At 60.5% G+C, this 25,099-nt stretch carries 24 protein-coding genes and 2 pseudogenes; 20 read left to right on the top strand and 6 right to left on the bottom strand.

From position 1 onward, the window contains the following. Positions 1 to 649 precede the first annotated feature (649 nt). The 3 genes from PQ467_RS00340 to PQ467_RS00330 all read left to right on the top strand — a co-directional run bounded on the left by PQ467_RS00340 (position 650) and on the right by PQ467_RS00330 (position 2,860). Entirely contained in the window at positions 650 to 1,843 is a 1,194-nt protein-coding gene (locus PQ467_RS00340) for a helix-turn-helix domain-containing protein (protein WP_274174597.1), read from the top strand. Between the two features lie 74 nt (positions 1,844 to 1,917). Next, positions 1,918 to 2,565: a ParA family partition ATPase gene (gene parA / locus PQ467_RS00335; RefSeq protein ID WP_274174596.1), complete on the top strand. Its 648-nt coding sequence runs from the start codon at positions 1,918 to 1,920 to the stop codon at positions 2,563 to 2,565. A 4-nt stretch (positions 2,566 to 2,569) separates the two neighbouring features. Next, positions 2,570 to 2,860 carry a ribbon-helix-helix domain-containing protein gene (locus PQ467_RS00330; protein WP_008067889.1) on the top strand — a complete coding sequence of 97 codons (291 nt, stop codon included), beginning with the start codon at positions 2,570 to 2,572 and terminating at the stop codon, positions 2,858 to 2,860. 532 nt (positions 2,861 to 3,392) lie between these two features. Here PQ467_RS00330 and PQ467_RS00325 read toward each other — a convergent pair. From PQ467_RS00325 to PQ467_RS00315, 3 genes are all read right to left on the bottom strand, one after another. Next, the gene (locus PQ467_RS00325; RefSeq protein WP_274174595.1) at positions 3,393 to 4,211 is read right to left on the bottom strand and encodes a transglutaminase-like domain-containing protein; all 819 of its coding nucleotides are present in this window, start codon (positions 4,209 to 4,211) and stop codon (positions 3,393 to 3,395) included. Between the two features lie 558 nt (positions 4,212 to 4,769). Next, entirely contained in the window at positions 4,770 to 4,976 is a 207-nt protein-coding gene (locus PQ467_RS00320; RefSeq protein ID WP_274174594.1) for a cold-shock protein, read from the bottom strand. A gap of 301 nt (positions 4,977 to 5,277) precedes the next feature. After that, positions 5,278 to 5,499 (bottom strand): hypothetical protein, encoded by a 222-nt coding sequence (locus PQ467_RS00315; RefSeq protein WP_008067873.1) that lies wholly within the window; start codon positions 5,497 to 5,499, stop codon positions 5,278 to 5,280. Between the two features lie 486 nt (positions 5,500 to 5,985). Here PQ467_RS00315 and PQ467_RS00310 point away from each other — a divergent pair, with 486 nt between their 5' ends. The 10 genes and pseudogenes from PQ467_RS00310 to PQ467_RS00260 all read left to right on the top strand — a co-directional run bounded on the left by PQ467_RS00310 (position 5,986) and on the right by PQ467_RS00260 (position 15,752). Next, positions 5,986 to 6,390 (top strand): YegP family protein, encoded by a 405-nt coding sequence (locus tag PQ467_RS00310; protein ID WP_274174593.1) that lies wholly within the window; start codon positions 5,986 to 5,988, stop codon positions 6,388 to 6,390. Between the two features lie 181 nt (positions 6,391 to 6,571). Next, a complete protein-coding gene (locus PQ467_RS00305; protein ID WP_274174592.1) occupies positions 6,572 to 6,709 on the top strand; it encodes a hypothetical protein in 138 nt (45 codons plus the stop codon). Positions 6,710 to 6,718: 9 nt separating this feature from the next. Continuing rightward, complete coding sequence (locus PQ467_RS00300; protein ID WP_274174591.1) at positions 6,719 to 8,980, top strand: glycosyltransferase family 4 protein; 2,262 nt, start codon at positions 6,719 to 6,721, stop codon at positions 8,978 to 8,980. A gap of 9 nt (positions 8,981 to 8,989) precedes the next feature. Beyond that, positions 8,990 to 10,276 carry a glycoside hydrolase family 130 protein gene (locus tag PQ467_RS00295; protein WP_274174590.1) on the top strand — a complete coding sequence of 429 codons (1,287 nt, stop codon included), beginning with the start codon at positions 8,990 to 8,992 and terminating at the stop codon, positions 10,274 to 10,276. A gap of 308 nt (positions 10,277 to 10,584) precedes the next feature. Next, positions 10,585 to 13,125: a magnesium-translocating P-type ATPase gene (gene mgtA, locus PQ467_RS00290; RefSeq protein WP_274174589.1), complete on the top strand. Its 2,541-nt coding sequence runs from the start codon at positions 10,585 to 10,587 to the stop codon at positions 13,123 to 13,125. A gap of 200 nt (positions 13,126 to 13,325) precedes the next feature. Next, complete coding sequence (locus tag PQ467_RS00285; RefSeq protein ID WP_274174588.1) at positions 13,326 to 13,520, top strand: hypothetical protein; 195 nt, start codon at positions 13,326 to 13,328, stop codon at positions 13,518 to 13,520. A gap of 178 nt (positions 13,521 to 13,698) precedes the next feature. Next, a pseudogene (locus tag PQ467_RS00280) lies at positions 13,699 to 14,359 on the top strand (IS5 family transposase); the annotation flags it as partial. Between the two features lie 103 nt (positions 14,360 to 14,462). Next, complete coding sequence (locus PQ467_RS00270; protein WP_274174586.1) at positions 14,463 to 14,780, top strand: Thivi_2564 family membrane protein; 318 nt, start codon at positions 14,463 to 14,465, stop codon at positions 14,778 to 14,780. Between the two features lie 117 nt (positions 14,781 to 14,897). Beyond that, positions 14,898 to 15,143 (top strand): CsbD family protein, encoded by a 246-nt coding sequence (locus tag PQ467_RS00265; RefSeq protein ID WP_274174585.1) that lies wholly within the window; start codon positions 14,898 to 14,900, stop codon positions 15,141 to 15,143. Between the two features lie 183 nt (positions 15,144 to 15,326). Next, complete coding sequence (locus tag PQ467_RS00260; RefSeq protein ID WP_274174584.1) at positions 15,327 to 15,752, top strand: RcnB family protein; 426 nt, start codon at positions 15,327 to 15,329, stop codon at positions 15,750 to 15,752. An 8-nt stretch (positions 15,753 to 15,760) separates the two neighbouring features. Here PQ467_RS00260 and PQ467_RS00255 read toward each other — a convergent pair whose 3' ends face one another. Next, positions 15,761 to 16,381, bottom strand: coding sequence for a sigma-70 family RNA polymerase sigma factor (locus tag PQ467_RS00255; protein ID WP_274174583.1), 621 nt, complete (start codon positions 16,379 to 16,381; stop codon positions 15,761 to 15,763). Positions 16,382 to 16,695: 314 nt separating this feature from the next. Here PQ467_RS00255 and PQ467_RS00250 point away from each other — a divergent pair, with 314 nt between their 5' ends. From PQ467_RS00250 to PQ467_RS00220, 7 genes and pseudogenes are all read left to right on the top strand, one after another. Then, on the top strand, positions 16,696 to 17,388 hold the full coding sequence (locus PQ467_RS00250) for a hypothetical protein (protein ID WP_274174582.1): 693 nt from the start codon (positions 16,696 to 16,698) through the stop codon (positions 17,386 to 17,388). Positions 17,389 to 17,428: 40 nt separating this feature from the next. Beyond that, entirely contained in the window at positions 17,429 to 17,986 is a 558-nt protein-coding gene (locus PQ467_RS00245; RefSeq protein WP_274174581.1) for a lipid-binding SYLF domain-containing protein, read from the top strand. A gap of 27 nt (positions 17,987 to 18,013) precedes the next feature. After that, positions 18,014 to 19,123 carry an OmpA family protein gene (locus PQ467_RS00240; RefSeq protein ID WP_274174580.1) on the top strand — a complete coding sequence of 370 codons (1,110 nt, stop codon included), beginning with the start codon at positions 18,014 to 18,016 and terminating at the stop codon, positions 19,121 to 19,123. A 214-nt stretch (positions 19,124 to 19,337) separates the two neighbouring features. Continuing rightward, on the top strand, positions 19,338 to 19,778 hold the full coding sequence (locus PQ467_RS00235; RefSeq protein ID WP_274174579.1) for a cupin domain-containing protein: 441 nt from the start codon (positions 19,338 to 19,340) through the stop codon (positions 19,776 to 19,778). Next, a pseudogene (locus PQ467_RS00230) lies at positions 19,741 to 20,595 on the top strand (IS256 family transposase). The gene PQ467_RS00235 and the pseudogene PQ467_RS00230 overlap by 38 nt, the downstream one beginning before the upstream one ends. A gap of 879 nt (positions 20,596 to 21,474) precedes the next feature. Continuing rightward, positions 21,475 to 21,840 carry a hypothetical protein gene (locus PQ467_RS00225; RefSeq protein WP_274174578.1) on the top strand — a complete coding sequence of 122 codons (366 nt, stop codon included), beginning with the start codon at positions 21,475 to 21,477 and terminating at the stop codon, positions 21,838 to 21,840. 808 nt (positions 21,841 to 22,648) lie between these two features. Next, positions 22,649 to 23,323 carry a BON domain-containing protein gene (locus PQ467_RS00220; RefSeq protein WP_274174577.1) on the top strand — a complete coding sequence of 225 codons (675 nt, stop codon included), beginning with the start codon at positions 22,649 to 22,651 and terminating at the stop codon, positions 23,321 to 23,323. On the opposite strand, the gene PQ467_RS00215 is transcribed toward PQ467_RS00220, so the two are convergent. After that, positions 23,320 to 23,670 carry a hypothetical protein gene (locus PQ467_RS00215; RefSeq protein ID WP_274174576.1) on the bottom strand — a complete coding sequence of 117 codons (351 nt, stop codon included), beginning with the start codon at positions 23,668 to 23,670 and terminating at the stop codon, positions 23,320 to 23,322. The genes PQ467_RS00220 and PQ467_RS00215 overlap by 4 nt on opposite strands. A 28-nt stretch (positions 23,671 to 23,698) precedes the next feature. Beyond that, entirely contained in the window at positions 23,699 to 24,988 is a 1,290-nt protein-coding gene (locus tag PQ467_RS00210; RefSeq protein ID WP_274174575.1) for a glycosyltransferase family 4 protein, read from the bottom strand. Positions 24,989 to 25,099 lie beyond the last annotated feature (111 nt).

Below are 25,099 nucleotides of genomic sequence, written 5' to 3'. Positions count from 1 at the left end.
TGACCGGCAACGGTGATGGGCAAGGACAATGCCGCCTTCAAAGGCGGGAGTCTTTTCGCAGACATTGAGGACGCTCTGGATTTGGCCCACTGTTTCATCCCGCGGCCTGATCACCGGTTTGCCGGCCGTCAAAGCCAATGCAAACGGTCCTCTTGCGCTTGGAAATGACGGTATTCGCGCAAAACCGGCGCAGCCATGTGCGCTTGGCCTGTTTGATGGTAGTTGAGCAAAAATAGCGCGCGCACTCGTTGCTTTACAACGATGGCGGAGACGCCGGGATTCGAACCCGGGGTGCCCCCTTAAGGGCACGACGGTTTAGCAATTCACGAACCGGAGGCGCGCAAAGCGGCGAATTCTGGGAATATCGCCTATTTCTATGGCTTTAGGTCCTGCGCAGAACGCGCAAGACGCGCATCAAAACGCAACACCTTCCGTCGCAAAAGTCGGCACACCTCCTTTGCCCCTTCGGGCCTAGCTGAAAACCGTTGTTTTGACGCCAAACGCGCAAGACGCGCCATGGCGGCAGTGAGTGAACCGTTGGAAGGTCTGCCATCCTTGCCGCAGGTCCGGAGCGTAGCTCGAGAGCCACATTTGCAATCTATCTTGCCGCTTTCTGGTAGGCAAGATTTGCTTCGAGGGGAGGGGCGCCATGAGCACCACCCTTGCCCATAGGGGGCTGCCCGCTGGCGTGGGGCGTTTCGATCTGCTGCGCCTGTTCGAGCAGGTGGCACGACCGGGCTTTGGCCTTTCTTCAACAGCAGTGGCCTTGGTCCGACATTATGTGTTGAAGACGATGGACGGGGATTACCTGTCAGGCCGCATCTGCGCAGTCTGGACGCAAGCCTGCCGCTTTGCCGAAGCCTTAGGCCTGACACCGCGCTCGATCAACTCGGCTGAGCGCGAGTTGGAGCAGGCTGGCTTCATCGTCCGCAATGCCGGCATCAATGGCGAGCGCGCTGGTGATCGCCAGGATGGGGTTGTGGTCTGGGCAGCGGGCATCAATCTTGCCCCTCTCGTTGAGCGATTTTCTGAGATGCAGGCCAAGGCCGAGGCATTGGAATTGCAGGCCCGCGCCATCCAGCAATGCCGCGCGGAAATCCGCCAATTAGGCCAGCGCATCCGCGAGGCCGGTGACGAGGATCTGCGGGAACGGGCCGAGACCATCCTGCCCGATGGCCGCACGGCGCGGATCGCCAGCATCGACCGCCTGATTGCCATCCGCGAGGCCCTGTCCACGATGCTCGCCGCCATAGAATTTGCACCCGATCCGGAGCCCCGTGCACTGAAAACTTCCGACGCGCCGGAAGAAATCTGCGCACCCAATATACAAGACAAAAACTCTTCACGAAGGCGTACCGCGCGGCCCAGCGATCCGCTGGAGCGCATCCGGCCTGCGACCGCGTTGCTGGTGGCCACCGAGAGCTATCGCGGAATCGTCGAGGCTCTGGGTGGGCCAACCTGGCCCAACCTCGTCGAAGCATCGTGGCGCAGTTGCGGGCGGCTTGGGATCGCCCAGAGCACCTGGGGCCGGGCTTGCCAGCAATTTGGGCGGGAGCGGGCGGCGCTCAGCGTGTTGCTGATCGACCGGAATGCCGAATTGCCACCTGGCCACCGCTATCGGGTTGGATCACCAGCGCGCTGTCTGGTGGGTATGGTGCGGCGGGCAGGCTCGTCAAGAGTGAACCTTGCGGGGCTTTTCCGGGCAACGAAGCGCAACGTCCAAGATGCCCCGCCACAATCCCCAGCGCCTGCGCAGATTATCGAGCCGCAGGCTGGGCCTCTGGTCCATCTGACCGCGAGGCTGATGGCCAGCATGGAGCGACGCATCACGCCAGATGGTTGAACCTGTTCAGCATCTCGCGCGTCCAAAAGTCCACACTCTCACAAGCCCACACGTGAACGGGTCAGGAAATCACCATGACTATAATCGCCATCGTTAGTCAAAAGGGCGGCTCGGGCAAAACTACGCTATCTGTAAACCTTGCCGCGGCCGCCGAAGCCGCTGGCGCCGTCGCCCTCATCATCGACACCGATCCACAGGCCACCGCGAGCCAATGGGGCGCATGGCGCGCGGACAAAGCGCCGGAAGTGATCGACAGCGCGCCGCCGCGTATTCAGGCCAAGGTCGATGCCGCCAAGGCCCAAGGCGCGACCTTCATCGTGATCGATACACCGCCTCATGCCGACAGTGCCGCCAGCAGGGCGGTTGAGGTGGCCGACCTGGTGTTGGTCCCCTGCCGCCCCAGCGCCTTCGATCTTGCGGCGATCAAGACCACGGTCAGTCTTGTACGCCTGTTCGATAAACCCGCGTTCGTGGTCTTCACCGCCGGCCCGCCTCACGCGCCGCGTATGTACGAGGAAGCCATCGAATTGGTCCAGAGCTTCGGGATTAAGGCTTGCCCGCATATCCTGCCAGACCGCGCCGTCTATCGCCACGCCAGTGCAGCGGGTGCCTCGGTGATCGAGTTTGAGTCCGAAGGAAAGGCTGTTGCCGAGATTGCTGCGCTTCACATGTGGACCATCGCACAGGTGAACATGTCCACCACCGCACATGAGGGAGTGTGAGCAGATGAGCCGATTTGCCAACCTCGCCGACAAACCTAAGGCCAGTTCAAAGCCGCAAGCTCGGCTTGCCGTGCCCGACAATGAAGAGGCAGTCGCCGCATCAATGTCGATCAGTACGCCGCCGAGGACAAACAGCCGCGCCGGTCGCAAGGCCATCGCAGGCTATTTCTCGCCCGAGATGTCGCTGGCGATGCATGTCTGCGCCCGCAAGCATGGCCTCAGCCTTCAGGAACTGATGGCCGAGGCTTTCGATGATGTGCTGCGCAAATATGGCCAGAGCCCTGTGGGGGAGTGATCAGCCTTGGGCCGCTTCAGGCGCTCATCATCAGAAATGGGGGAAAGCATTTCCACTTTCACGATGGCGGCAAGACTTTTGGAACTCACCTCACCAGCAAGGCCTGCGGCGATGCGCTCTTGGAGTAGGCTTTCAAGGCCGGCTTGGTACTCATTTTGCGATACGGATTTCGGCAAGCTCGCCACGGCGTCAATAATTGGACTTCAAGGATGGGTGCTGGTCCAAGGATTTCGTGTCGGACAAGGAGCAGGCAACTACTTTCATCGAAGTTAACACTGGACATCATGCTGACAGTGCTGCCTGCAGGGTGGACGAGTCAGCCGATCTGGTGCTGATCCCAGCCGCCTCAGTGCGCTCGTTCTCGCGGCGATCAAGGGCAAGATCAGCGTTGTAGCATTGTTCGACAAGCCGACCACGTGTTCCTCACAATTGGCCTGACTTTTAGGACTTTACGAGGATTGTCGGCCCGTTCATCTCAGTGGCCGAAGAGAATTTACGCCCTTCCCAGATACTGCGGATCAAGGTGGTTGTATCAATCTTGCGTCAGACAGTCCTGATCAGTGTAAATGTCAAACCGGGAGAGCGTCACCGCCCCAAAGGTCGTGGTGAGGGCAGCGTCGGCGGCATCTCGCCCCCGCGCCATAAGGATACGACCGCTGCGGGGAAAGTTGTGCCTTGCATCAAAGACGAACCAGCGCCCGCCCAGCCACACCTCGAACCAGGCCGAAAAGTCCATATCGCCGATCACCGCCGGCAGATCCATGTCACCCAGATAGCCGGTGCAATAACGCGCCGGAATGTTCATGCAGCGGCACAGGGCAATCGCAAGATGGGCATAGTCCCGACACACACCCGTTCTTTCGTGGAACACCTCCCATGCGGTCTTGGTCGGGCGGGCAGCCATATAGTCAAAGCGGATTGCATCGTGGACATAATCGACAATAGCCTGCACCAGACCCCAGCCCATGGGCAGATGGCCAAACAAGCCCCATGCAATGTCTGTCAGCTTGTCTGTTTCGCAATAACGACTGGCGAGCAGAAAATGCAGCACATCGTCGGGTAATTCGGCGAGTGATGTCTGCCGTGCGCCAAGGTCCACCTCATCAGGTTCGAAGCGATCCTCGATGACAAAGCCGCAGGAAATGGTGATGCCGCCAGTTGGCATGGTCAGTCGCGTGCAAATATTGCCGAAGCCATCGACATAATCATAGAGCGGCACTTCAGGCGTCGTGAAAATGCGCTGTGCGGTGCGCAGATCCTTGTTGCGGGAAGCATGAACGCTCAGCTTGGCCAGCATGGGCACCGGCGCTTCGCATGTGAAACCTATGTTGTAGCCAGCGCGGATTCGCATGGGGAATGTCCTTTTTCGAAGACGTGAAGCGCCAAATCCCGCCACCCGATAGGATGCCGGGGTCAGCATAGGGCAGGTGCCGGACCGGACGATGCCCTAGGAATTCATTCCTTGGTCATCCGGCTTTTTTGAACAGGGGCGAGGGAGGTCATGTCCTGCTGCTGCTGGCGGGCCTGCTCGACCCGGGCGGCGCGTTCGGCCATGGCTTGCCATGCTTTTGCCGAATGCAGATGCCGTTCTCGCACATTGGCAAGGCTGCTGACTTCCGCGTCACGCAGGCTCTTTTCGGCACATGCTCTGTAATGGTTGCTTGTGGTAGCCACGATGATCCTTTCCGACCGGCGATAGGGCGCTGGTCAGGCGAACTGATCGGTGCGCTTTGATGGATTTGCGATCAACCCACCGTGTCGGCAGCCCGTTATGGCGTTTCCCGCGCCCGGCCTGCGATCTCGCTTTGCGGATCAAGCAGGCCGGGCGCGGGCCTTCGCGGCGGCCGGAAAGTTCCGTGCCGCGACGGACAATCCCTGGCATCGTGATCGACACCGGGGGCTGTCTGGATCAGGCGAAAGCGAGATTGATCGCGGACTGCTTGCCGCGACGATCCGTTTCGACTTCATAGCTCAAACGCTGGTCCTTGTTCAGCGTGGCCATGCCGGCCTGCTGAACAGCGCTGATATGCACGAAGCTATCATTGCCGCCATTTTCGGGCGCGATGAAACCATAACCTTTGTCTGTATTGAAGAACTTGACGGTGCCGATAGTCATAAATATTTCCTTTTCACGAAAACAGGAGAACCCACCTGCAAAATTGCAGATGGAGCTGGTGGTGTGTGAAAGGAAGAAAATCCGAATGTATCGGAGTCAAATTCTGTCGCAAACGACGTTAGCGGTTGTTCCTATAGGACGATAATTTCGAAAGTCAATTTTAATCGCTTGTGCTTTTCAATCAAGAAATTTGAGGAAATTCCCAAAATCGCACTTGGCCGCCTGCCACTGACGATGGTGCCTTTACACAGCGGCTCGACGGTGCCAGCTCCGCCGAGACCAAGGCCCGCGCCAACCACCATCAGGAATGACGGAGGTGATAAAAGGCAAAGCGCTTCACGCGGCCTTCAATCAAATGCCCTTTCAGCTTGCCGCGCATATCCTCGGCGCCCTCACTGGTCACACAGACCAGATGCGTCCCTCCCGATGGCAGGGTTTCGATGTCGCTGATCCGAACCCCTGCTTTCTGGCAGATGGCGGCCACATCCGCTTCGGGCAGGCCAATGTTCATCGCGCGGCTCATCGGGCCATCTCCGGCCGCCAGGATTGGGCCGCCAAGGCGCTGAGCGCGTTCTGAAAAGCCTCAATGCGGCGCGCAATGCCTGCGGCCTCGCTTTTGTGGTTCCGGCACGCATTATTGCTGGATGCGGAACTGGCGCGCATCAGCAAAATTTGATGGCGTTGATAAAGTTGATTGAGATCCATGTTTTGGCTCCATTCACGTAAGCGGGAGCACTCTGTCTCTCAGTCGAGGTTGCCTACCAGACGATTTCCGCGATATTTTTTATATAGATAATTTTTTTAAAAATGTAAGATCTCAGTTTTATTTTCGTCTGATTGATAATCCAGAATTTTCTAAAACCGTAAACCTTGCGCTGCCTGTTTTGAAAATATCGTTAGTCGGAAAAATGAAGTCATGCTATTGCATAAGCATCACGAGAATCCTCGCTGCAAGCTCCCTGTGACAGAGAGACATATGTGCTCCCGCTTGCCAAGCAGGAGGACGGACATGTCCACCTATCTCGATCACATTGTTTCCGATATTTCCTGTCGCCTGGGGGGGCGCGCTCTTCATGGCTCTTTCACTCGGCTGGCGCGCCATGCCGAAAATGCGGGGCGCGAGATCGACGCCGAGAGTGGGCAGGATTTGCGGGGAACATCGCCATGGCGCTCTATTCCGCTGTGGGTTTCCAATGATCGTGCAGAATCCTATTTCGAGATCTATTCGCTCCTCCCATCACCGGCAGCCTCCGGCCAAGCCGCAGAGCAATGGCGTTGGCGCCTATGCACCGCCGATGGCCACGTGAACGCATCGGGTGGCGCCTATTCGCGCCATGATGATTGTCTGGCCGCTGTTAATGCACTGCGGCGGTCGGCCGGTGCGGCGCGGATCAGGGATACCGAAAAAGATTGATGTGAATTCGGCGCCAGCAACGCTGTCACATCATAGTTTGCCGCCATGGTGATGCATTCCGTCGCTTAAGCCAGGCTTGCCTGCTTGCCGCCTGTCGGTGACGCGCTGTCTTGGGCGCTATTGCCTATTGGTCATCGGCAACGTCAATCGCCCCCAAAAAACTGCATAAGGAGCATATACAATGGCAAAATCGCAAAAACGCAGCAATCGTGAAATTCGCAAACCCAAGGCCGTAAAGGGCAAGCCGACGCCGGTGCCCGTTGGCATCGACACATCACCCGTTCTGGCCGCCACGCGCAAGCCGAAAGGCAAGCTCTAGGACAAGTCCGTGACCGATGGCTTGCGCATTGCCTTTGTCGGCAACGCGCTGCCACGGCGCTGCGGCATTGCCACGTTCACCTGCGACCTTGAACTGGCGATGCGCCATTTGCCCGAGGTGGCGCAGACCGCGATCATCGCCATGTGCGATCCGGGTGGGCAATATGCTTTTCCCCCGCAAGTGCGATGGTCGGTCGCGCAGGATGACCGTGGCGGCTACCTAGCGGCGGCTGATTTCATCAATTCGCAGGGTTTCGACGTTGTCTGCCTCCAGCACGAATTCGGCATCTATGGAGGCGAGGCGGGGGAATACATTCTCGATCTGATCGCGGCGGTCGATGCGCCTCTGGTCACCACGCTGCATACCGTGCTGGACCAGCCCAATGATGGTCAGCGCCGCGTGATCGACGCCATCATCGCGGCATCGGCGCGGGTGGTGGTGATGGCGCGCAAGGGGCGGCGGATCCTGATTGATCAATATGGTGCCGATCCTGCCAAGATTCTGGTGATCCCCCATGGCATCCCGGAAGTACCGCTGGTGCTTCCGCAATATGCCAAGGAAAAACTGGGCTTTGCCCATCACCGCATCATCCTGACCTTTGGGCTGATCAGCCCGAACAAGGGCATCGAGACGATGATCGAGGCGATGCTGGTGGTGCTGGCAATGGTGCCTGATGCGCTTTACGTGGTGATGGGAGCGACTCATCCCGCTCTGCTGCGCGCGGATGGAGAGGCCTATCGGGAAAGCCTGCGCGCGAAGGTGACGGCGCTCGGTCTTGACGGGCATGTGGTCTTTATCGACCGCTTTGTCGAACGGCCTGAACTGCTCGATCATATCGCGATGTGCGATGTCTACGTCACCCCCTATCTGGTGGAATCGCAGATGACATCGGGCACGCTGGCCTATTCGCATGGGTTGGGCCGCCCGGTGGTTTCCACGCCCTACTGGCATGCGGCTGAACTGCTGGAGGATGGATCAGGTCTGCTTGTGCCTTTCGCAGATCCCGATCGTCTGGGGCTTGCGGTGGCAGACCTATTGACTGATGACGAGGCGCGGCTTGCCATGGGGCGCAAGGCCTATGTCGCCAGCCGGGCGATGACATGGGCCAACACCGCCTCGCGTTATGGCGAAGCCTTCCAGACTGTCCGGCGGCCCGTCGCGCTCACCCTGCCTCCTGTGGACCTGAGCCATCTGGCGGTGATGTGTGACGATACCGGACTGTTCCAACATGCCGTTTTCGCGGTGCCCGACCGGCATCACGGCTATTGCATCGACGATAATGCAAGAGCGTTGCTGCTGTGTTGCACCTTGGGCGCGACTGCGGCGTCGCGCCCTTTGATTGAGAAGCTGCGGCCGCGCTTTGCCGCTTTCCTGCAACATGGCTGGAACCCGGACAACGGCCGTTTTCGCAATTTTCTGGGCTACGACCGGCGCTGGCTCGAAGAGACGGGGTCTGAAGACAGCCATGGTCGCACGCTGTGGGCCTTGGGACGATGCGCGCGATACCGCGAAGGTGGTGTGATGGCACCATGGGCCAGCGCGCTGTTCGCGTCGGCTTTGCTTGCCGTCGCCGGCTTCACCTCGCCGCGCGCATGGGCTTTCACCTTGTTGGGGCTGGCCGACTATTGCCTGGCCCATCCGCGCGATCATGCTGCCATGCACATCCGGCTCGACCTTGGTGAGCGGTTGCATCAGCGGTTGCTGGCTTGCGAAACGGCCGAGTGGGTGTGGTTTGAAGACCGGCTCACCTATGACAATGCCCGCCTGTGCGAGGCGCTGATCATCACCGGCAAGGCGATTGGCAGGGATGACTGGACGCAGGCCGGGCTGGGGGCTCTGCGTTGGTTGATCGAGCTGCAAACGGCGCCTGCGGGCTATTTCCGGCCCGTGGGTTCCCATGGGTTCCTGTTGGTGTCGCGCGCTGCGCCTATGCCGTTTGATCAACAGCCCATCGAAGCCTGCGCCACCGTGGCGGCCTGCCTTGCCGCGATGTCGGTTGATGCCTCTCGGTCTTGGCTGGCAGAGGCGCACAAGGCCTTTGCCTGGTTCACCGGCGCCAATGATCTGGGCTTGTCGTTGATCGACCCACTCGACGGCAGTTGTCGCGATGGTCTGCATCCCGATCGCGCCAATGAGAACCGCGGTGCGGAATCGTTACTGGCCTATCTTCTGGCCCTTGCCGACATGGAACAAGCAAACCCGATACACCGGCCGATCCAGCCTGAGCCTGACATCCTTACGTCCTCTCCCCTTCAAAACCTTTTATCCTGACAGGACGCTATGCCCCATCCTTCTTTTCTCAACCGCCATGCCCTGCATTTGCGGCCCGATCCTGCACGCGTGGTGGTGCGGGCCTTTCGCCCATCGGTCGAGCCACGCGATTACAACCCGCTGGACAAGACCCGAGCCAACCACATTGTCGATCGCGTCCTCGCGCTTGACGTGGCGGAGGCCGAGGCTGTGCTGGCCGCAACCTTCGACAATTTCGATGATCGGCATCGCAACCTGCCCGCCATTTTCGAGCAGCGCGCGCAGGAGATGGAGGACGCCTTCTCCTGCCATTGCTGTTTCACCCCAACCCAGTTGCAACTGGTGGGGGCCTATTTCCTGCACGAATACAGTTTTGAGGCGGCGGCCCTGTTCAACCCCAGCATTGTGCCGCACCCCAACCAGAGCGGCGTTGAACCGGGCGCCATCCGCTTCATCCTGTCGCTGCGGGCGGTGGGCGAGGGGCACATCTCCTCGCTCACCTTCCGCTGCGGCACTTTCCTGGCCGATGGCACGCTGATGATCGAGCCCCCGACCCGCCTCGCCAGCCTGCCCCGCGTGACCATGCGCGTCGGCGACAAGCTGGACCTTGCCTTCGAGGCAGACAGCGACATCACCGAAAGAGTGATTTTCCCCGTTACCGAGGCGCAGGCCAATGGCATCGAGGATGCCCGCTTCGTACCCTTCATCGAGGAAGGGCAGACGACCTATTACGCGACCTACACGGCCTACAGCGGTCAGGCGATCCGATCGGAACTCATCGAGACCAGCGACTTCCTGACTTTCCGCCTGACCCCGCTCAAGGGTCCCGCTGCCGTGAACAAAGGCATGGCGCTGTTCCCAAGGCGGATCGGAGGGCGCTATGCGATGATCGCGCGTCACGACAATGAAAGCCTCCATCTGGTCTATTCCGACAATCTGCTGGAATGGGGTCTTGGCACACCGATCCTCACACCGGAATTTCCTTGGGAGTTCATACAGATCGGCAATTGCGGCTCGCCGATCGAACTGGATGAGGGGTGGCTGTTGCTGACCCATGGCGTCGGGCCTGTGCGGCACTATTCCATCGGCGCCGTGCTGCTGGACAAGGATGATCCCACGCGCGTGCTTGGCCGGTCGCACCTGCCGCTGGTCCAGCCGGAAAAATCAACGCGCGAGGGCTATGTGCCCAATGTTGTCTATTCCTGCGGCGCGATGCGCCACGGTGCATGGATCATCCTGCCCTATGCCATCTCTGACACGTTCTCGACTGTCGCCACGGTGAAAATCGACAGCCTGCTGGCCATGCTAACCCTGTGATCTGCCGGGAAGTTGAAGAACCCTCGCGCAAGGTGCTGGGGTAATCGGAGATTTCCCAATGGCCTGTGTCGGTCGGCACGGGATTGTCGGTGATAAAGGGCGGGCCTGCCTGTGCGGCGCCAGCCATCAGGAACAAGGCGAGCCCGAAGCGCAGGCAGGGCATCAACATGGATCATTTCTCTTCAAGCCGGCGGGACGGGCACACTGTCGCACCCGCGATGCCGGTCTTCAAGGTCTGGCGCGCATTTCACGTCGCAATATGTGGAGCGATCAGGCACGATGACCCACGGCAGCACAGGACGCATGATGTGACGGCATCGCTTGATTCGACAGATGACCAGAAGGCCTATTGGAGCGACGCCCCCGCCAGTCTGCTGACAGAACTGGACAGTCGCGCAGGCGGGCTGGGCACGGACGAGGCGGAACGGCGCCTTGCCGCCGACGGCCCGAACGAGCTGGCCGGACGAACCCATCGCCACCTGTTGGTTGACTGGCTGCGCCGTCTGGCCAATCCGTTGGTCCTGATCCTGCTGGGCGCGGCCGGTGTGGCGGGCAGCACAGGCGATGTTGCCAGTTTCGTCATCATTGTCGGGATCGTCGCGCTCTCCACCCTGCTGGATATGGTGCAGGAACGGCGCGCCGAGGCGACGGTCGAAGCGCTGCGCTGCGCGATCGCGCTGGATGCCGATGTATGGCGCGACGGGCAGCAACGGCACCTGCCGGTGGCCGAACTGGTGCGTGGCGATGTGGTCGATCTTGCCGCAGGCGATCTGGTGCCCGCCGATGGCGTGGCGCTCTCCGCCAATGCGGCGCAGGTCAATCAGGCGGCGCTGACGGGCGAGCCCTTTCCGGTCGAGAAATCCGCCAGGCCCTTGGCAGGCAGCGCATTCGATACCGCGCCCAACCTGTTGCTGGCCGGTAGCTCGATGGTGGGCGGCACCGCGCGGATGCTGGTGGTGCGGACCGGCGCCCACACAAGGTTCGGCACGATCGCACAATCGTTGCGCGGGCTGGCGGAGGTGACCGCGTTCGAGCAGGGGTTGCATCGTTTCGGCTATGTCATCGCGCGGATGACGATCTTTCTGGTGCTGTTCGTGCTGCTGGCGCGTCTGGCGCTGGGCAAACCCGCGCTGGAAAGCTTCCTGTTCGCGATGGCGCTGGCGGTGGGGCTGACGCCGGAATTGCTGCCGATGATCGTGACGATCACGCTGGCGCGTGGTGCGCGGCGCATGTCGGCGGCGCGCGTGGTGGTCAAGCGCATGTCGGCGATCCATGATCTGGGCGAAATGGATGTGCTGTGCACCGACAAGACCGGCACGTTGACCGAAGCGAGGATCGTTCTGGTGGCTTGTCCGGGCATAGACGGGCAGGACTGGGATCATGTGGCCGAACTGGCCGCGGTGAATGCGCGGTTTGAAACGGGCCTGAAAAGCCCGCTCGACGATGCGGTGCTGGCACGGCACGGGGCAGCGGCAGAAGGCTGGGGCAAACTGGACGAGCGACCTTTCGACTTCGAACGGCGGCGCGTTTCGGTGTTGGCGGAAAGGGATGGGCGGCGGCTCGAGATTGTCAAAGGCGCTCCCGAAACCGTGCTAGCGCTTTGTGCCGATGCGCAGGCTCGCGATGGCACGCGCAAGGCTATGGATGCGACGCTGCGCGGTGAGATGATGGCGTTGTACGATGCCCATGCGGCACAGGGGCTGCGCCTGTTGGGCGTGGCGTGGAAGGATGCCGCCGGACGCGACCGGATCGACACCGATGATGACGCGGGGCTGAGCTTTGTCGGCTTCTGTGTTTTCGTGGATCCACCCAAGCCGAGCGCGCGTGATGCGCTGGCGCGGTTGGGCAAGGTCGGCGTGCGGGTGAAACTGGTGTCGGGCGATGCGCTGGCGGTGGCGCGCCATCTGGCGCAAAGCGTCGGCCTTCCGGTGCGCGAGGCGATGAGCGGAGAAGAGATCGCGGCTTTGTCCGATGCCGCTCTTGCCGCGCGGGTGCAGCGTGTCGATCTGTTCGCCCGGGTTTCGCCCGACCAAAAGCTGCGCATCGTCCACGCCTTGAAAAAGCACCATACGGTGGGCTTTATCGGCGATGGTATCAACGACGCGCCCGCTATCCACGCGGCCGATGTCGGCCTGTCGGTGGATGGCGCGACCGATGTCGCGCGCGAGGCGGCCGACATGATCATGCTCGATTCCGACCTGCATGTGCTGGCCGATGGTATCGCCGAGGGACGGCGCACCTATGCCAATATCATGAAATATCTCCGCATGGGCACCAGCAGCAATTTCGGCAATATGTTGACGATGGCACTGGCCAGCCTGTTCCTGCCCTTTCTGCCGCTGACGGCGGTGCAAATCCTGCTCAACAACCTGCTCTATGATCTTTCCCAGACCGGCATTCCGTTTGACACAGCCGACAGCACCCTACTGGGGCGGCCGCATCGCTGGAACATGCGCGGGCTGATGCGGTTCACGGCGGTGATGGGGCCGCTTTCCACACTCTTCGACGTGCTGACCTTCGGCCTTCTGCTGGGGGTTTTCCGCGTCGATGTGGCGCAATTCCGCTCGGCGTGGTTCGTGGAATCGATGGCGACACAAATCCTCGTGGTGTTGATCATCCGTACGGCGGGGCCGTTCTGGCGTAACCGGCCGCATCCAGCCCTGCTGGCCTCCGCGCTGGGATGTTTGTGCGTCGCGCTGGCGCTTCCCTGGTTGCCTTGGGCGGTGCGGCTAGGCTTTGCGCCGCTACCGGCGCCCTTAGTAGGCGCGATTATCGGATTGGTGGCGATCTATCTGACGCTGGCCGAGGCTGTGAAGCGCCTGGCCTTGCCCCGTACGGAGCTGGCCTGACTTTGACGGTGCTCTTGACTGCCAACAATGCGGGTGTGGTCATATTTTGTTCCCTCAACGCGAGCTGCATTCTGGATGAAGACGACCAACCATAATTCGGCGGGTGTGGTATGATGAATGGAAGACAGGTTCCGGCGCCGTGAAATGGAGCCGGGAACTTCAAAAGTGTGGGCGCCTGCCGACTGGGGAGGGCGCTCCCGATGAGCGCGGATCCTGCATCATCGCTTTGGCGCCCCTATGCGGAAGGATCGCAGAGTTACGACCATACTCGGGATGGCGGCAAGATTGAGAAAGCTGGCGAAGGAGAGCGCGGTTTTATCGTAGCACGTGGCGATGCGGCGCTGGTGCTTGACGGCCAGTGGAGCCTATCCACTGGCCGTTATGGCCAGAGCTAAGCGGCCAACGCCTGCACGATCTCCCGAGCATTGTTCACCGGCATGAACAGCCGGGTCGCCTTTGCAAGGCCGATGCCGACTAGCGTTCGCGTTGATTGGCGAGCCAGGTCCTGTTGACAAAGTGAATTCCCAAGCGCGCTCATTTCTGATTCAAGGCTGCTCTTTGCGGGGAGCGGCGATGGCGCGGGGTGATCTGACGGACGAAGAATGGGGCGTGATCGAGTTCTGTTGCCCTCGGAGCGTGGCCGCAAGTCCCGACCGGCCCATGATAATCGGCGTTTTCTCAACGGCATGCTTCATGTGTTGTGGGTTGGCTGCCCCTGGCGCGATATGCATGAGCGTTATGGCAAGTGGAACTCGGTCTATGTCCGGTTCCGGCGCTGGGCTGAGCAGGGCGTCTGGGATGCGATCCTGACAATCCTGGTTGATTTCGGGCTGACCGACGACTGGCAGCACATGATCGACAGCACCACGGTTCGCGGCCATGTTTCGGCAGCGGGCGCTAAAGGGGGCCTCATCAGGAGGCTTTTGGTCGATCACGCGGCGGCTTTTCGTGCAAAGTCCACGCCCGATGTGACAATCAAGGACGCCCTGTTGGGTTCGTCCTCACCGGCGGCGAAGCCTCCGACTATGGTGCCGTCGACGACTTGATGGCGCTGCCGGTCAACAAACCGAAGGCCCTGCTTGCCGACAAGGGCCATGATGGTGACGCAGTGCGCTCGAATTTGCTGATGCGCGGCATTTTGCCGATCATTCCACCCAAGGCGAACCGGCGCGAGCATATCGCCTGCGACTTCCGCCGCTATCGTGACCGCATCGAGCGCATGTTCGGCTATCTCACCTGTCTGACATCAGTGACGTGACCTGGCTGAACGTGCTGTTCAGTCGTGATGCGCCGGATGCAGGCGCGCTCCCTGCCGGAACTGGCGTGTCTGGTGATGATTGCCCAACCCCACGCTTGATCGGCGGATATGGCGCGCGGTGCATGGACCTTTTCTTGGCCGGAGCGCGTTCACTCTTCACAATGCCAGCGCCATCATGGCGCGCGAACGAAAAGAGGTAAAAGCCATGCCACTGTCTGCAATTATCATCTCGCTGGTCGGTGTCGGTATCGCGCTGTGGCTGGTCAAAAATTATCTGCCGATGGATAGAAAGATTAAATCGAGCATTAACGGTGTTGTCGTGATATTTTTGGTAATATGGCTTCTTAGCGTCTTTTTGGGCATTGATTTCTTTTCAAACATCCATCTGTGGCATTAATTAGTTCTGTTTTTTGCTGTCTCCTGTTTTTTCGTTCAGGCGTGGACCCAATCAGCATCGCGCAGGTTCCCCTTATGCAGGGCGGCGCCTTTTCTTCCTCGCCCGCGGAGAAACGGAATGCGTGACTATATCAACAGGGCCAAGGGCCTCGTCAACGAGACGGCTGGCAAGGCCAAGGTCAAGCTGGGTAAGGCTGTCGAGAGTTCGGATCTGATCCTCGATGGCACCGCGCTGCAGGCCAAGGGCAAGGCGCAATCCAGAGAGGCCAGCTTCAACGATGCGGCAGACGATGCAGTGGCGGAGGGCAAGGCCATGAAAGAGGCCTTTGAAAAAGCGGCCCACGACAAGACCCTTAAAGGCTGACGTATCAGCTTGGGCCATCTTGCACCGGGTACCTGACCCTCCCAGCCTAGTTGAAGATGGCCTTCAGGCCCGCTGGCGTTTTCATGCGGCGCTGGCGGACCTGACCCTGCCTCGACATGGACTATGCGTGAAAACCTGACCGGCCGGGAGTGCCGGACCAAAGAACCTCAAAGGAGGTGTATCATGAAATCAATCACCATCGGGCTGCTCGTGCTTGCTGTTCTTGGCGGTCAGCCCGCCGATGCCCGGCAGGAACGGCAAGGGCAAACCCACGAAGACCGAGACGGCGAACGTGACCAGCATGGCGACTGGTACGGGAGTCAATCCAACGACCGGCGCCATGACTGGGGCAACGAGCAACGCCCAGCGGAACAGCGCGCGATGCGCCATCCCAATTGGGGCCCTGATCGCGGTCAGGGCCATGTCTGGCGCCGGGGTGAGCGCATCGGCTACAACGACTGGAACGGTGCCGAGCGCATTGATTACCGCCAGCGCCACCTGCGCCGCCCGCCGCATGGCTATGAGTGGCGTCGTCGCGACAACCAGTATGTACTGGTGGCCGTGGCAACCGGCGTGATTGCCTCGATCATCCTGAACAGCGGCCGTTGAAGGCGAGGTCAAAGCGGACAAGCGGCCTGGGCGGTCTGTCGGCTTTGGACTGACCCTTCGGATCTGGCGCGGCGGGCGAAAAGCACATCGTCATCGGGACCGTCCACCGCTAGGGCAAGGGCACGGCGCCCACGTGCCAACCGGCTCTTCATCGTGCCCAGTGCGCAGTCGCATCGCCTTGCCGCCTCTTCATAGCTCAGCCCTTCCACCCCCACCAGCATCAGCGCATGGCGCTGGGCGGCGGGCAGGCGATCCATTGCCTTGGCCACATCATTCACCATCGTTGTATGGTCTTGGTGGGGCGGGGTTATTAGCGTATGTTCGGCCAACTCAGGATCCCAGCCGGCGGTTCGGCGTTCGCGGCGCAGGGTCGTGTAAAAGCAATTGCGCAATATCACGAAGAGCCACGCACGCAGATCGCTGTTGGGGGCCAGATTGCGGCGGGCGGCCCAGCCCCGCATCACGGCTTCCTGGGTAAGATCCTCAGCCATCGCTTGCTGGCCACACAGGCGACGCGCAAAGTTGCGCAGCATCGGCAAGGCAGGGGCTAACTGATCCATGAACATCTGATCGGATGGTGGCAATGTTGCCGGTGCCGTGCCGCTGTGCGGCATGCTAGCGCCGATCATGGGCGTTGCCAGCCTAGCCTTGTGACATATTGTGCCGGGTTCTTTCATTGGAGGCTCCTTGCCGATTGGCGATTGTGCCATCAGGCTGGGTGCAAGGATGCACCAGTCGCCCAACTCAATGTGTCTTGCCGCGCGCGCGCGGGAGCCTCGGAATCTACCTTTGTGCCGTCAGCGCTGGCGCTAATGAGGCTGGGTATATTCCGAGGCTCCCGCCGATACTGAGATGCGCCTAGTTGGAATGTTCAACGGCAACGCCCTTTTGCGCGGCTGTGCCCATGACCGCCTGCATGACGGCCATGAACCGGAGAATATCCATGACCCTTCCTTTCAGCCTGATCCGCAAACTGAGCCTTGCCGCCCTGCTTTGTGCCAGCGCCCTGTCTCCTCTGGCCGCAGCAGGTGATCAGTCCAATGCCGAAGCCGCCATCGCCATGGCGCGTGGCAAGATCGCCGCTGGTGACAAGGTGGGCACCAGTCGCCTTGCCCCAGAATTGCAGGAACAGGCCCGCGCCGCCTTGCTGGAGGCGCAGGACCTGTTGAACAATCACCACAAGAAGGAAGCGCGCGCCGCCGCCATGCGCGCCGGTGAACTGGCCGACCGTGCCTTGGTAAGTAGCGACAGCCGCCGCACGCAGGCCGAGCAGACCCGCCGCCTTGATTCACAAGAGGCCACCATCAACGCCCAGCAATCAGCCGCCAGCGCCAACCAGCGCGCCAATTCGGCCGAGGCCATGGGCAATGCGGCCAACCTGCGCGCCGATGCCGCCGTGCAAGAGGCCGCCGCCGCCGAGGCGCGCAGCCGGGCTGCACAGGCGAACCCGCCGATGGCCGCTTTGCCGCAAACCACCACCATTGTGACCCAGCAGGAAACCCGTACCGAACCCAGCCGGGCGATCCAGCCCGGCCCGGCCCGCAAGCGCGCCCACAAGGCCCGCCATGCGCCCGCCCATCATGCCCCGGCCTACCAGCACAAGACTACCACTGTGGTGACCACCAGCCAGCGCTGAGGCGCGGCGTTTCCCCTCTATTTCAAGAAGATCCCAAGCCATGATCCGTCTGCCTTCTCCCATCGCCGCCGCTGTGGCCGTGGTGGCCTTTGCCTCCATCCCCGCCGTCCCGGCGCAGGCCCGCACCGCTGCCCAGATTACCGCGCAGGGCAAACAGACCCTACGCCTGCTGGAGGCGCAAGACCCACGCGCGCATATGCTGGCCAAACGCGCACGGGCCATTCTGGTCTTCCCCTCGATCTTGAAGGGTGGCTTCATCTTTGGCGCGCAAACCGGCAATGGCGTCTTGCTCGATCATGGCCGCACGCGGGGGTATTACAACCTTTCGGGTGGATCATGGGGCTTGCAAATCGGCGGTCAGGATTTCAGCTATGTGCTGTTCCTGATGAATGACAAGGCGCTGGCCAATGTCGAAAGCAGCAGCGGCTTTGCTGCGGGCACCGGCCCCAGCGTTGTGGTTATCAACAAGAGTGCGGGCGCTGCGGTCGATACGTCGATGATCGACCATGATGTCTATGCTTTCCCCTTCAACGGCAAGGGGCTGATGGCCGACCTGACGCTGCAAGGGACCAAGATCTCGCACATCCATCCCAAATAAGTCTCTCCCGACAGAATGGAACCTTCCATGAAGACACTGATCATCGGCGCGCTGCTCGCGTCGAGCGCCCTGAGCGGCGTGGCGCAGGCCCAGAACACGGGCCCCTACATCACCTTTGAAGGCGGCGCGGTGCGCAATGAGCGCGCCGATTTGCGCAGCGGCAATGGCTATGAGCATTCCGACAGGTTCAAGACCGGCTGGGAAGCCGGCGGCGCGCTGGGCTATGATTTTGGCCATTTCCGCGCCGAGGTTGAGGCCTTTTATCACGAATCCAAGCTGAAGAGCGCCTCGCGCCCATTGGGCACTCCGCTGCCCAATGGCACGTTTGACCAATCCAATGGGCTTTCTGGCAACACCAACAGCCGTGCCGTGATGGCCAATGGCCTGTTCGGGTTGGGCCATTGGGGCGGGTTGAAGGCCTATGCCGGTGGTGGTGTGGGTTATGCGCGCACTTTTGTCAGCGATGGCCTGCAAGGGGCGGGCTTGATCGAGGGGCATTCGCAAGGGCTGGCATGGCAGGCTCTGGCGGGCGTTACCGTGCCCATCAGCCGCACGATCGATCTGGGTGTGAAGTACCGCTATTTCCGCCCCGATGGTGCTGAGGATTTCAACTATTCGGGCGGCGGCACACGCCATGCCTCGCTGCGCAGTCACTCGCTGCTGGCCACGTTGACTTTCAACTTCGGCCGCCCCGCCGCTGAGCCGATGCAGGAGGCTGCACCGCCCCCGCCCCCGCCACCACCTCCTCCTTCGCCCCCGCCTCCACCCCCGCTGGTTCAGGCCGTGTGCAACACCGGGCCTTTCATCCTGTTCTTCGACTGGAACCGTTCGGATATCAGCGGTGAAGCTGCCAGCATCCTTGACAGCGCGATCCAGGCCTATGGGTCTTGTGGCAGCATGCGGATTATGCTGGCTGGCTACACCGACAGTTCGGGCACGGCGCGCTACAATCTGGGCCTTGCCGAGCGGCGTGATCAGGCGGTGCAAAGCTATCTCAACGGACATGGCATCGGCACAGGCGTGATCTCCGCCCACGCCTTTGGCGAGGCCAACCAGCGCGTGGCCACCGCGGATGGGGTGCGCGAATTGCAGAACCGCCGGGTGGAGATCACCTACGGTCCGGGGGCAGGTTACTGATGATGGACGGGCAGACGGGGGGTGTCACCCTCGCCCGCCTGCCCAACCCCGCTTCTTTCACGCCGGCACAGGACCATCCAGAATGACCCGCACTTCACGCCCGCCGAGCATTCCTGCCGCGCCGCGAGAAAACGCCTTGTCACGATGGGACAATGAAGGTGGCGCTGATGGCCTTCACCATCCCGCCCGTTCGCCTCAACAAGGACAGCTCGACATGACCCATGCCATCGTGACTCTTACCGATATCGGCCCCCGACCTAGCGTTTTCGACATTGAACGCGCCGCGCTGGAAAACCAAGCCTATCGCACGGTTGTCTGGAGTGGACAGCATTTGCAAGTAACGCTGATGTCGATTCCGGTGGACGCGGACATAGGCCTCGAAATGCATCCTGAAACCGATCAGTTCCTTCGGTTGGAATCGGGCAATGGCTTGTTACGGATGGGAGCTGGCAAAGACCTTTTGACGCTTGCGCAGGACATTGCCGATGGCTGGTGCGCCATGGTGCCAGCGGGATTTTGGCATAACATCACCAATATTGGCGATGCGCCCATGAAAATCTATGCCATCTATGCCCCGGCCCATCACGCGCCGGGCAAGGTTCAGTTGACGGCAGCCGATGCCGCCGCTGACCTTGACGATAAGCCTGCAAACTGATCGCGTCCAGGTGAGCCGCCTGGTTGCCGAGATCGACGAGCGCGTGAACGCCTTCCTTGCTCGGCCTATCGAGGGTGAGTGGCCATACTTGTGGATCGACGCGACCTACCTCAAGGTACGCGAGGGCGGACGGATCGTGTCGAGTGCGGCGATAGTCGCCGTCGGCGTCAACACCGATGGCCGTCGCGAGGTGCTGGGCGTTGCCACCGGCCCATCAGAGGCGGAGCCGTTCTGGAAAGCCTTCCTGCGATCGCTGGCAGATCGCGGCCTGCGCGGGGGGTAAAGCTGGTCATCGCCGACGAGCACAAGGGGCTGCGCGCCGCCCGCCAGCAAGGTCTTCGCCGCGAGCCAGCAACGCTGCCGGGTGCACTGGATGCGCAATACATTGGCCCATGCCACGCCCAAACAGCGGCCCGCCGTGATTGCCATGATCAAGACGATCTTCGCGCAGTAGATGACCGAAGCGGCACATCAGCAGTGGGAGCAGGTCGCCGATGCCCTACGCGAGAAGTTCCCGAAGCTAGCCGGCATGATGGACGCATCGCGCGAGGATGTGCTCGCTTACATGGCGTTCCCGAAGGACCACTGGGCACAGATCGCGCCCACCAACCCGCTGGAAAGGGTCAACAAAGAGATCAAGCGAAGGGCGGACGTGATCGGCATCTTCCCGAATGACGCCGCAGTCATGCGCCTCGTCGGCGCGCTGATGCCAGAGCAGAATGATGAGTGTGCAGTGTCACGCCGCTACATGACGCTGGAAACAATCGACGCGGTGAGCCATAATCCCAATCTCAGCCTGCCAGCTCTGGTTGCCTGACCTGAACCTGATCCTACCGTGGATCGACGGTTCCTACACCACCTCGTGGGACACGACCCCTAGCCGTTTAATGGCCTGAGTAGTTTCCGAGGCTGGTACGTGTAAATCTTGGAGCTATATTTACCATTATCACAATTTCCGAAAAACACAGGTGTTAGGATCGTTTCAAAATATCACCATTTGTGTTTTATGACGAACAGGCGGCATTCTTAAATTGAGCGGTTGTTTCAGGCGGTAAGTCCAAGCTGAAGACCATCAGGCGTGTCGATATTTTTCATATGTGACCAGCTTTTTCTGGTCCGCCAAACGTACACGACGGGTTCAGGCCGCTCAATCAAGCCCGTGGTGGCTAAGGCGGGAGGCGGCATTGTTTGGGCGATTGCTCGCTCGAAGCCTCGCGAAAGGCGATGGTACGACAACGCCTCATCCCGTCCCAGCAGAGCCGTTTTCGACTGAAGCGGTGCGTGACATCCAATAATATCATCTGAGAGGATAGTATGGCCAACTCATCGTATTCGCAGCCTCCCGTCCGTCGGCGTTTGTTGTCATGTGTCGCGACCTCGGCTCACCGCTCCGTCGATCAACGCTGCAGCTTTGAAATCTATCGGGCGGAACAAGTGATGCTGACATCGACCCTGCTGAGCGGAGGCGACTGGCATTGGCGATTCATTGACGGCGCGGGCGTGGCGGTGGTGGATTGTGGAGGATATCGAACTTCGGGCGAATGTGTGTCGATTGTCGAAGCCCTTCGCACACAAGCGGGCAGAGCTTCCTTCTCTCATGTCTCGGAATGTCTTGAAATTGCCAATGGGCCAAGTGTTGGCTGTTGAATAAAGTTCATTAATATTTATAGAAATAAGATAATTATTGAGGTGAATTATGAGCGGTTCCAACGGCAATACGCCAACATTTTCCGCATTCATATCTTCAGCTAATGAGCGGCGGGAATGTCCTACTGACTCGGATTTGGCAGAGGAACGCAACATGGGCGCTGAGCGCCAAGATGTGGGATCGCAACCAAGCGAGATCACCGTGCTGGAGCGCAGAGTCCTCGCTCATGAGCGTATTCTACAAGCCCTTATCGAACATCTCGCAGGTGACAATTCGGAGATAATGGTCCGTTTGAAAGCGCGTTTTGGTCAATCCCATAACCTCGGAGAGCACGAGCAGGATTTTGTTTCTACAGACCATTTGGGAGATCGCTTTATCCGGTCGATCGAAGAGCGAATTGATATTGCAAAATAAAACATGATTTTTTTAATGAAAAATCGGAATTATTTTATCATAAATATTCGGATGAAACGTGCTGTATTGTAGTGGGTTAGCCAGATATAATTGTGGTTTACGATAGTGTCTTCATGCTTCAGCATGACGTCCACGCGCCAATAGCCGAACCGGCGACGCTATGGGGCACCCTCTTGGATGGCTCCGTGGTCCGGCGGGCGTTCGCGCTGGACTGTTTTGGGATCGACACCAATCAACACACAGGCCTGGCGTGGGAAACCTGATAACCTCCCAGCACCTTGAGCCTTGCACCTCGCCGCTGGTTTGGTGTCGCCAGACTTTTCCCAGCAAATCGTTGGGGATCATATTCGATCCCGATTTCACGTGGCTCTCGTTCGTCGACATGTTGAAGCGCGACAGTGTAACGTGGCTAAAGGTCGAGACAGGCCCGTGGCATTGTCCCGGAACCCCCGCCGGTACGCAGACCAGATGTGGGCCGGCCTGTGGGCAGGGCAGGTTTATGGCCTGGGACATGGTGGGCTCCATTGGGTAAGCGGGTGCACCTTGGCTTCTCGGCCGGGGATGCTTGCCGAAAAGACATCCTCGGTTTTCCTATATGAAGAGCGCGCGCCGGGTTGCAGGTGAGGGATGCCAAAACAATCCCGGCCCGCCTGCGTAGTTTCCGAGGCATGCCTGACCCGCAGCCAAGCGGTAGATACGGCGGGCCGGATCGCGCTACGCCGACCTTGCTTCCCCCCGCTAAACTTCGGCGGCGCGTGATCCGGCAACCCTCCCCCAAAAAAACGCCGCCACGCGGCCTGGAGCCACCATGACCATTGCCACTATCAAGCCCACAGACCGTCAATTGCAGGAATCCGTGCTGGCCGAGTTTGCATGGGAACCCTCGATCAACGCCGCGCATATTGGCGTTGCAGTAGAAAAGGGCGTCGTATCACTGTCGGGCCATGTCAGCACCTATGGCGAGAAAAGTGCGGCAGAGCGGGCGGCGCGGCGCGTGCGCGGGGTACTTGGAATTGCCGAGGCCATCGAGGTGCATATGCCTGTCGAGACGGAGCGAAGCGATGAGGCGATCGCCCATGCCGCGATCGAGCGGCTCGCTTGGGAAGCTTCCATTCCCACCAATGCCTTGCAGATCAAGGTCGAGCAGGGCTGGATCACGCTGACCGGCGAATTGGGCTGGCATTACCAGCGCATGGCCGCCGAACGTATGCTGACTGGCCTGCGCGGGGTTGCTGGCATTTCCAATCTTGTCACCATCCGTAAAAGGCCCAATGGTGCCAACATTAGCCACGACATTTCCACGGCCCTGCATCGCGGGTGGTTCGATCCTTCCAGCATCGAGGTAGCGGTCAGTGCCAATACAGTGACTCTGACCGGCACGGTGGACACGCCTGCCGACAAGTGGAAGGCGGGCCTCACGGCATGGGCAGGGGCTGGTGTGGCGCAAGTGGATAACAATCTCGTGGTGCTTGCGCAGGGTTAGGCGGGCGGGGCGGCTCTGGCTGGGCCGCGTTCGCCTCCTGCATGGCAGGCCAGCGCTGTCACATAGGCCAGCACGCTATCTTTGGGGATGCCCAAGCCATAAAGCGCCGCGCCCACTGCGCTGACCGCGCTAAGCAGCAGCGCGCTTTCCATCGTGGCGACAAGGGTGTTGGCCATATAGCCGGGCACGAAGATCGGGCCGGTGATCGGCACGGAGATAAACACGCCGCCGAAAAACAGTCCCCACAGGGCACCCCAAAAGGCTCCGCGCGATCCCCAGAAGCGGATGCGGTCGCCCTGATTGGAAAAGCCCAATACCTGCTCGTCGACATGATAGCCGCGCGCCAAGGAGCCGCTCGGGTCGGGGAGGGGGGAGCTAACCGGAGTGCCGGTGTCGCGCGGCAGCAGCATTGGTGCGCGTACGGGCGAAAAGCCGTGCGTAGTGCTGCGCGACATGCGCCCAGATCGCGGGGCGGCTGGCGGCATAGGCGTGCTGGGCCAGTTGCAGGCGAGCTTCGTCGTCAGCCAGCAGTTCGGCCACACAGGCGCCCAGAGCGGCGCTGTTGCCAAAGGGCACCAGACGGCCCGAGCCGTCGGCCAGCAGTTCGGCAGCATGCCAATAGGGCGTTGACACCACCGGACGGCCAAGCCCGTGCGAGATGGCCAGTGTTCCAGAGGTCATCTGGGCCTCGACAAGATAGGGCGTGACATAGACATCGCACATGCCGATGTGATCAAGCAGTTCGCCGGAATCGAAGAAGCGATTGAGAAAGACCACGTGGTCAGCGATTCCGAGGGCCTGAACCCGCGCCATCAGCGTCTCGCGGTAGTGGTCACATCCGTTGGCCAACAGTTGCGGATGGGTGGCACCCATCACCACATAGACTGCATCGGGGATTTGGACTAGGATGGCGGGCATGGCCTCGATCATCGTCTCAATACCCTTGCCGGGTCCGATCAGGCCAAAGGTAAGGATCACCGAACGGCTGCCAAAACCCAGCCGCGCTTTGGCACTTGCGGGTGAAGACCATGCCACATCAGGTATGCCATGCGGGATCACACGGATATCTGCTGGATCGACGCCATAGATGCCTATCAGGATCGCGCGCGCCTTGCGAGCCATCACCACCACACCAGCGCAGAGCGCCAGCAGGCGGGCCATGACGAGGCGCTGAATAGGAGTTGGGTGATCGAGCACGGTGTGTAGCGTGACGACCAGTGGGATGGTCAGGCGCTCGGCCAGATCGAGGATGTATCCGCCAGCTTCGCCACCGAAAATCCCGAATTCGTGCTGGATGCAGGCCACATCGAAGCCTTGGGCGTTGATATAGTCGGCTGCCGCGCGATAGTCTTCACGCTGGTTCTGGTGCAAAGTTCTGCACACTTTGGCCGGATAGAGGTAATCCTGACCATGGTCTGTGATCGCAACAATTGCACTTTCGCGGACGTCAGGCGTGGCGTGCAGGGCGCGTTCAAGATCGGTGGTAAACGTGGCAATGCCGCAGCGGCGCGGCAGGGCATTGCCGATCAAGACAACCTTGAGCCCGCCCGCCTTCTGGCCAAGTTGCGGCGGCAAGGGCTGCATAGAGCCGACATTGGGAAATCGCGGTGTCTGGGGGTGTGGGCGCAGGGGCGAGGGCATTCCGGCCGATAGAATTCCGTTCATGGGCATGCCCTGAGCTGATGATGGTGTGAAGCCTGAGGATAGAAGGTGAATGTTCGCGTGAAACCATCGGAATCTACGCGGCAATAGCGGGTTCCCGTCTAAGTAGTTTCC

Origin of the sequence: Novosphingobium sp. KACC 22771, assembly GCF_028736195.1 — a bacterium.
In the GTDB taxonomy this organism is placed as follows: Bacteria; Pseudomonadota; Alphaproteobacteria; order Sphingomonadales; family Sphingomonadaceae; genus Novosphingobium.
The sequence above is the reverse complement of the archived record's forward strand: the minus strand, read 5'-3'. Positions and strand labels throughout refer to the sequence as shown.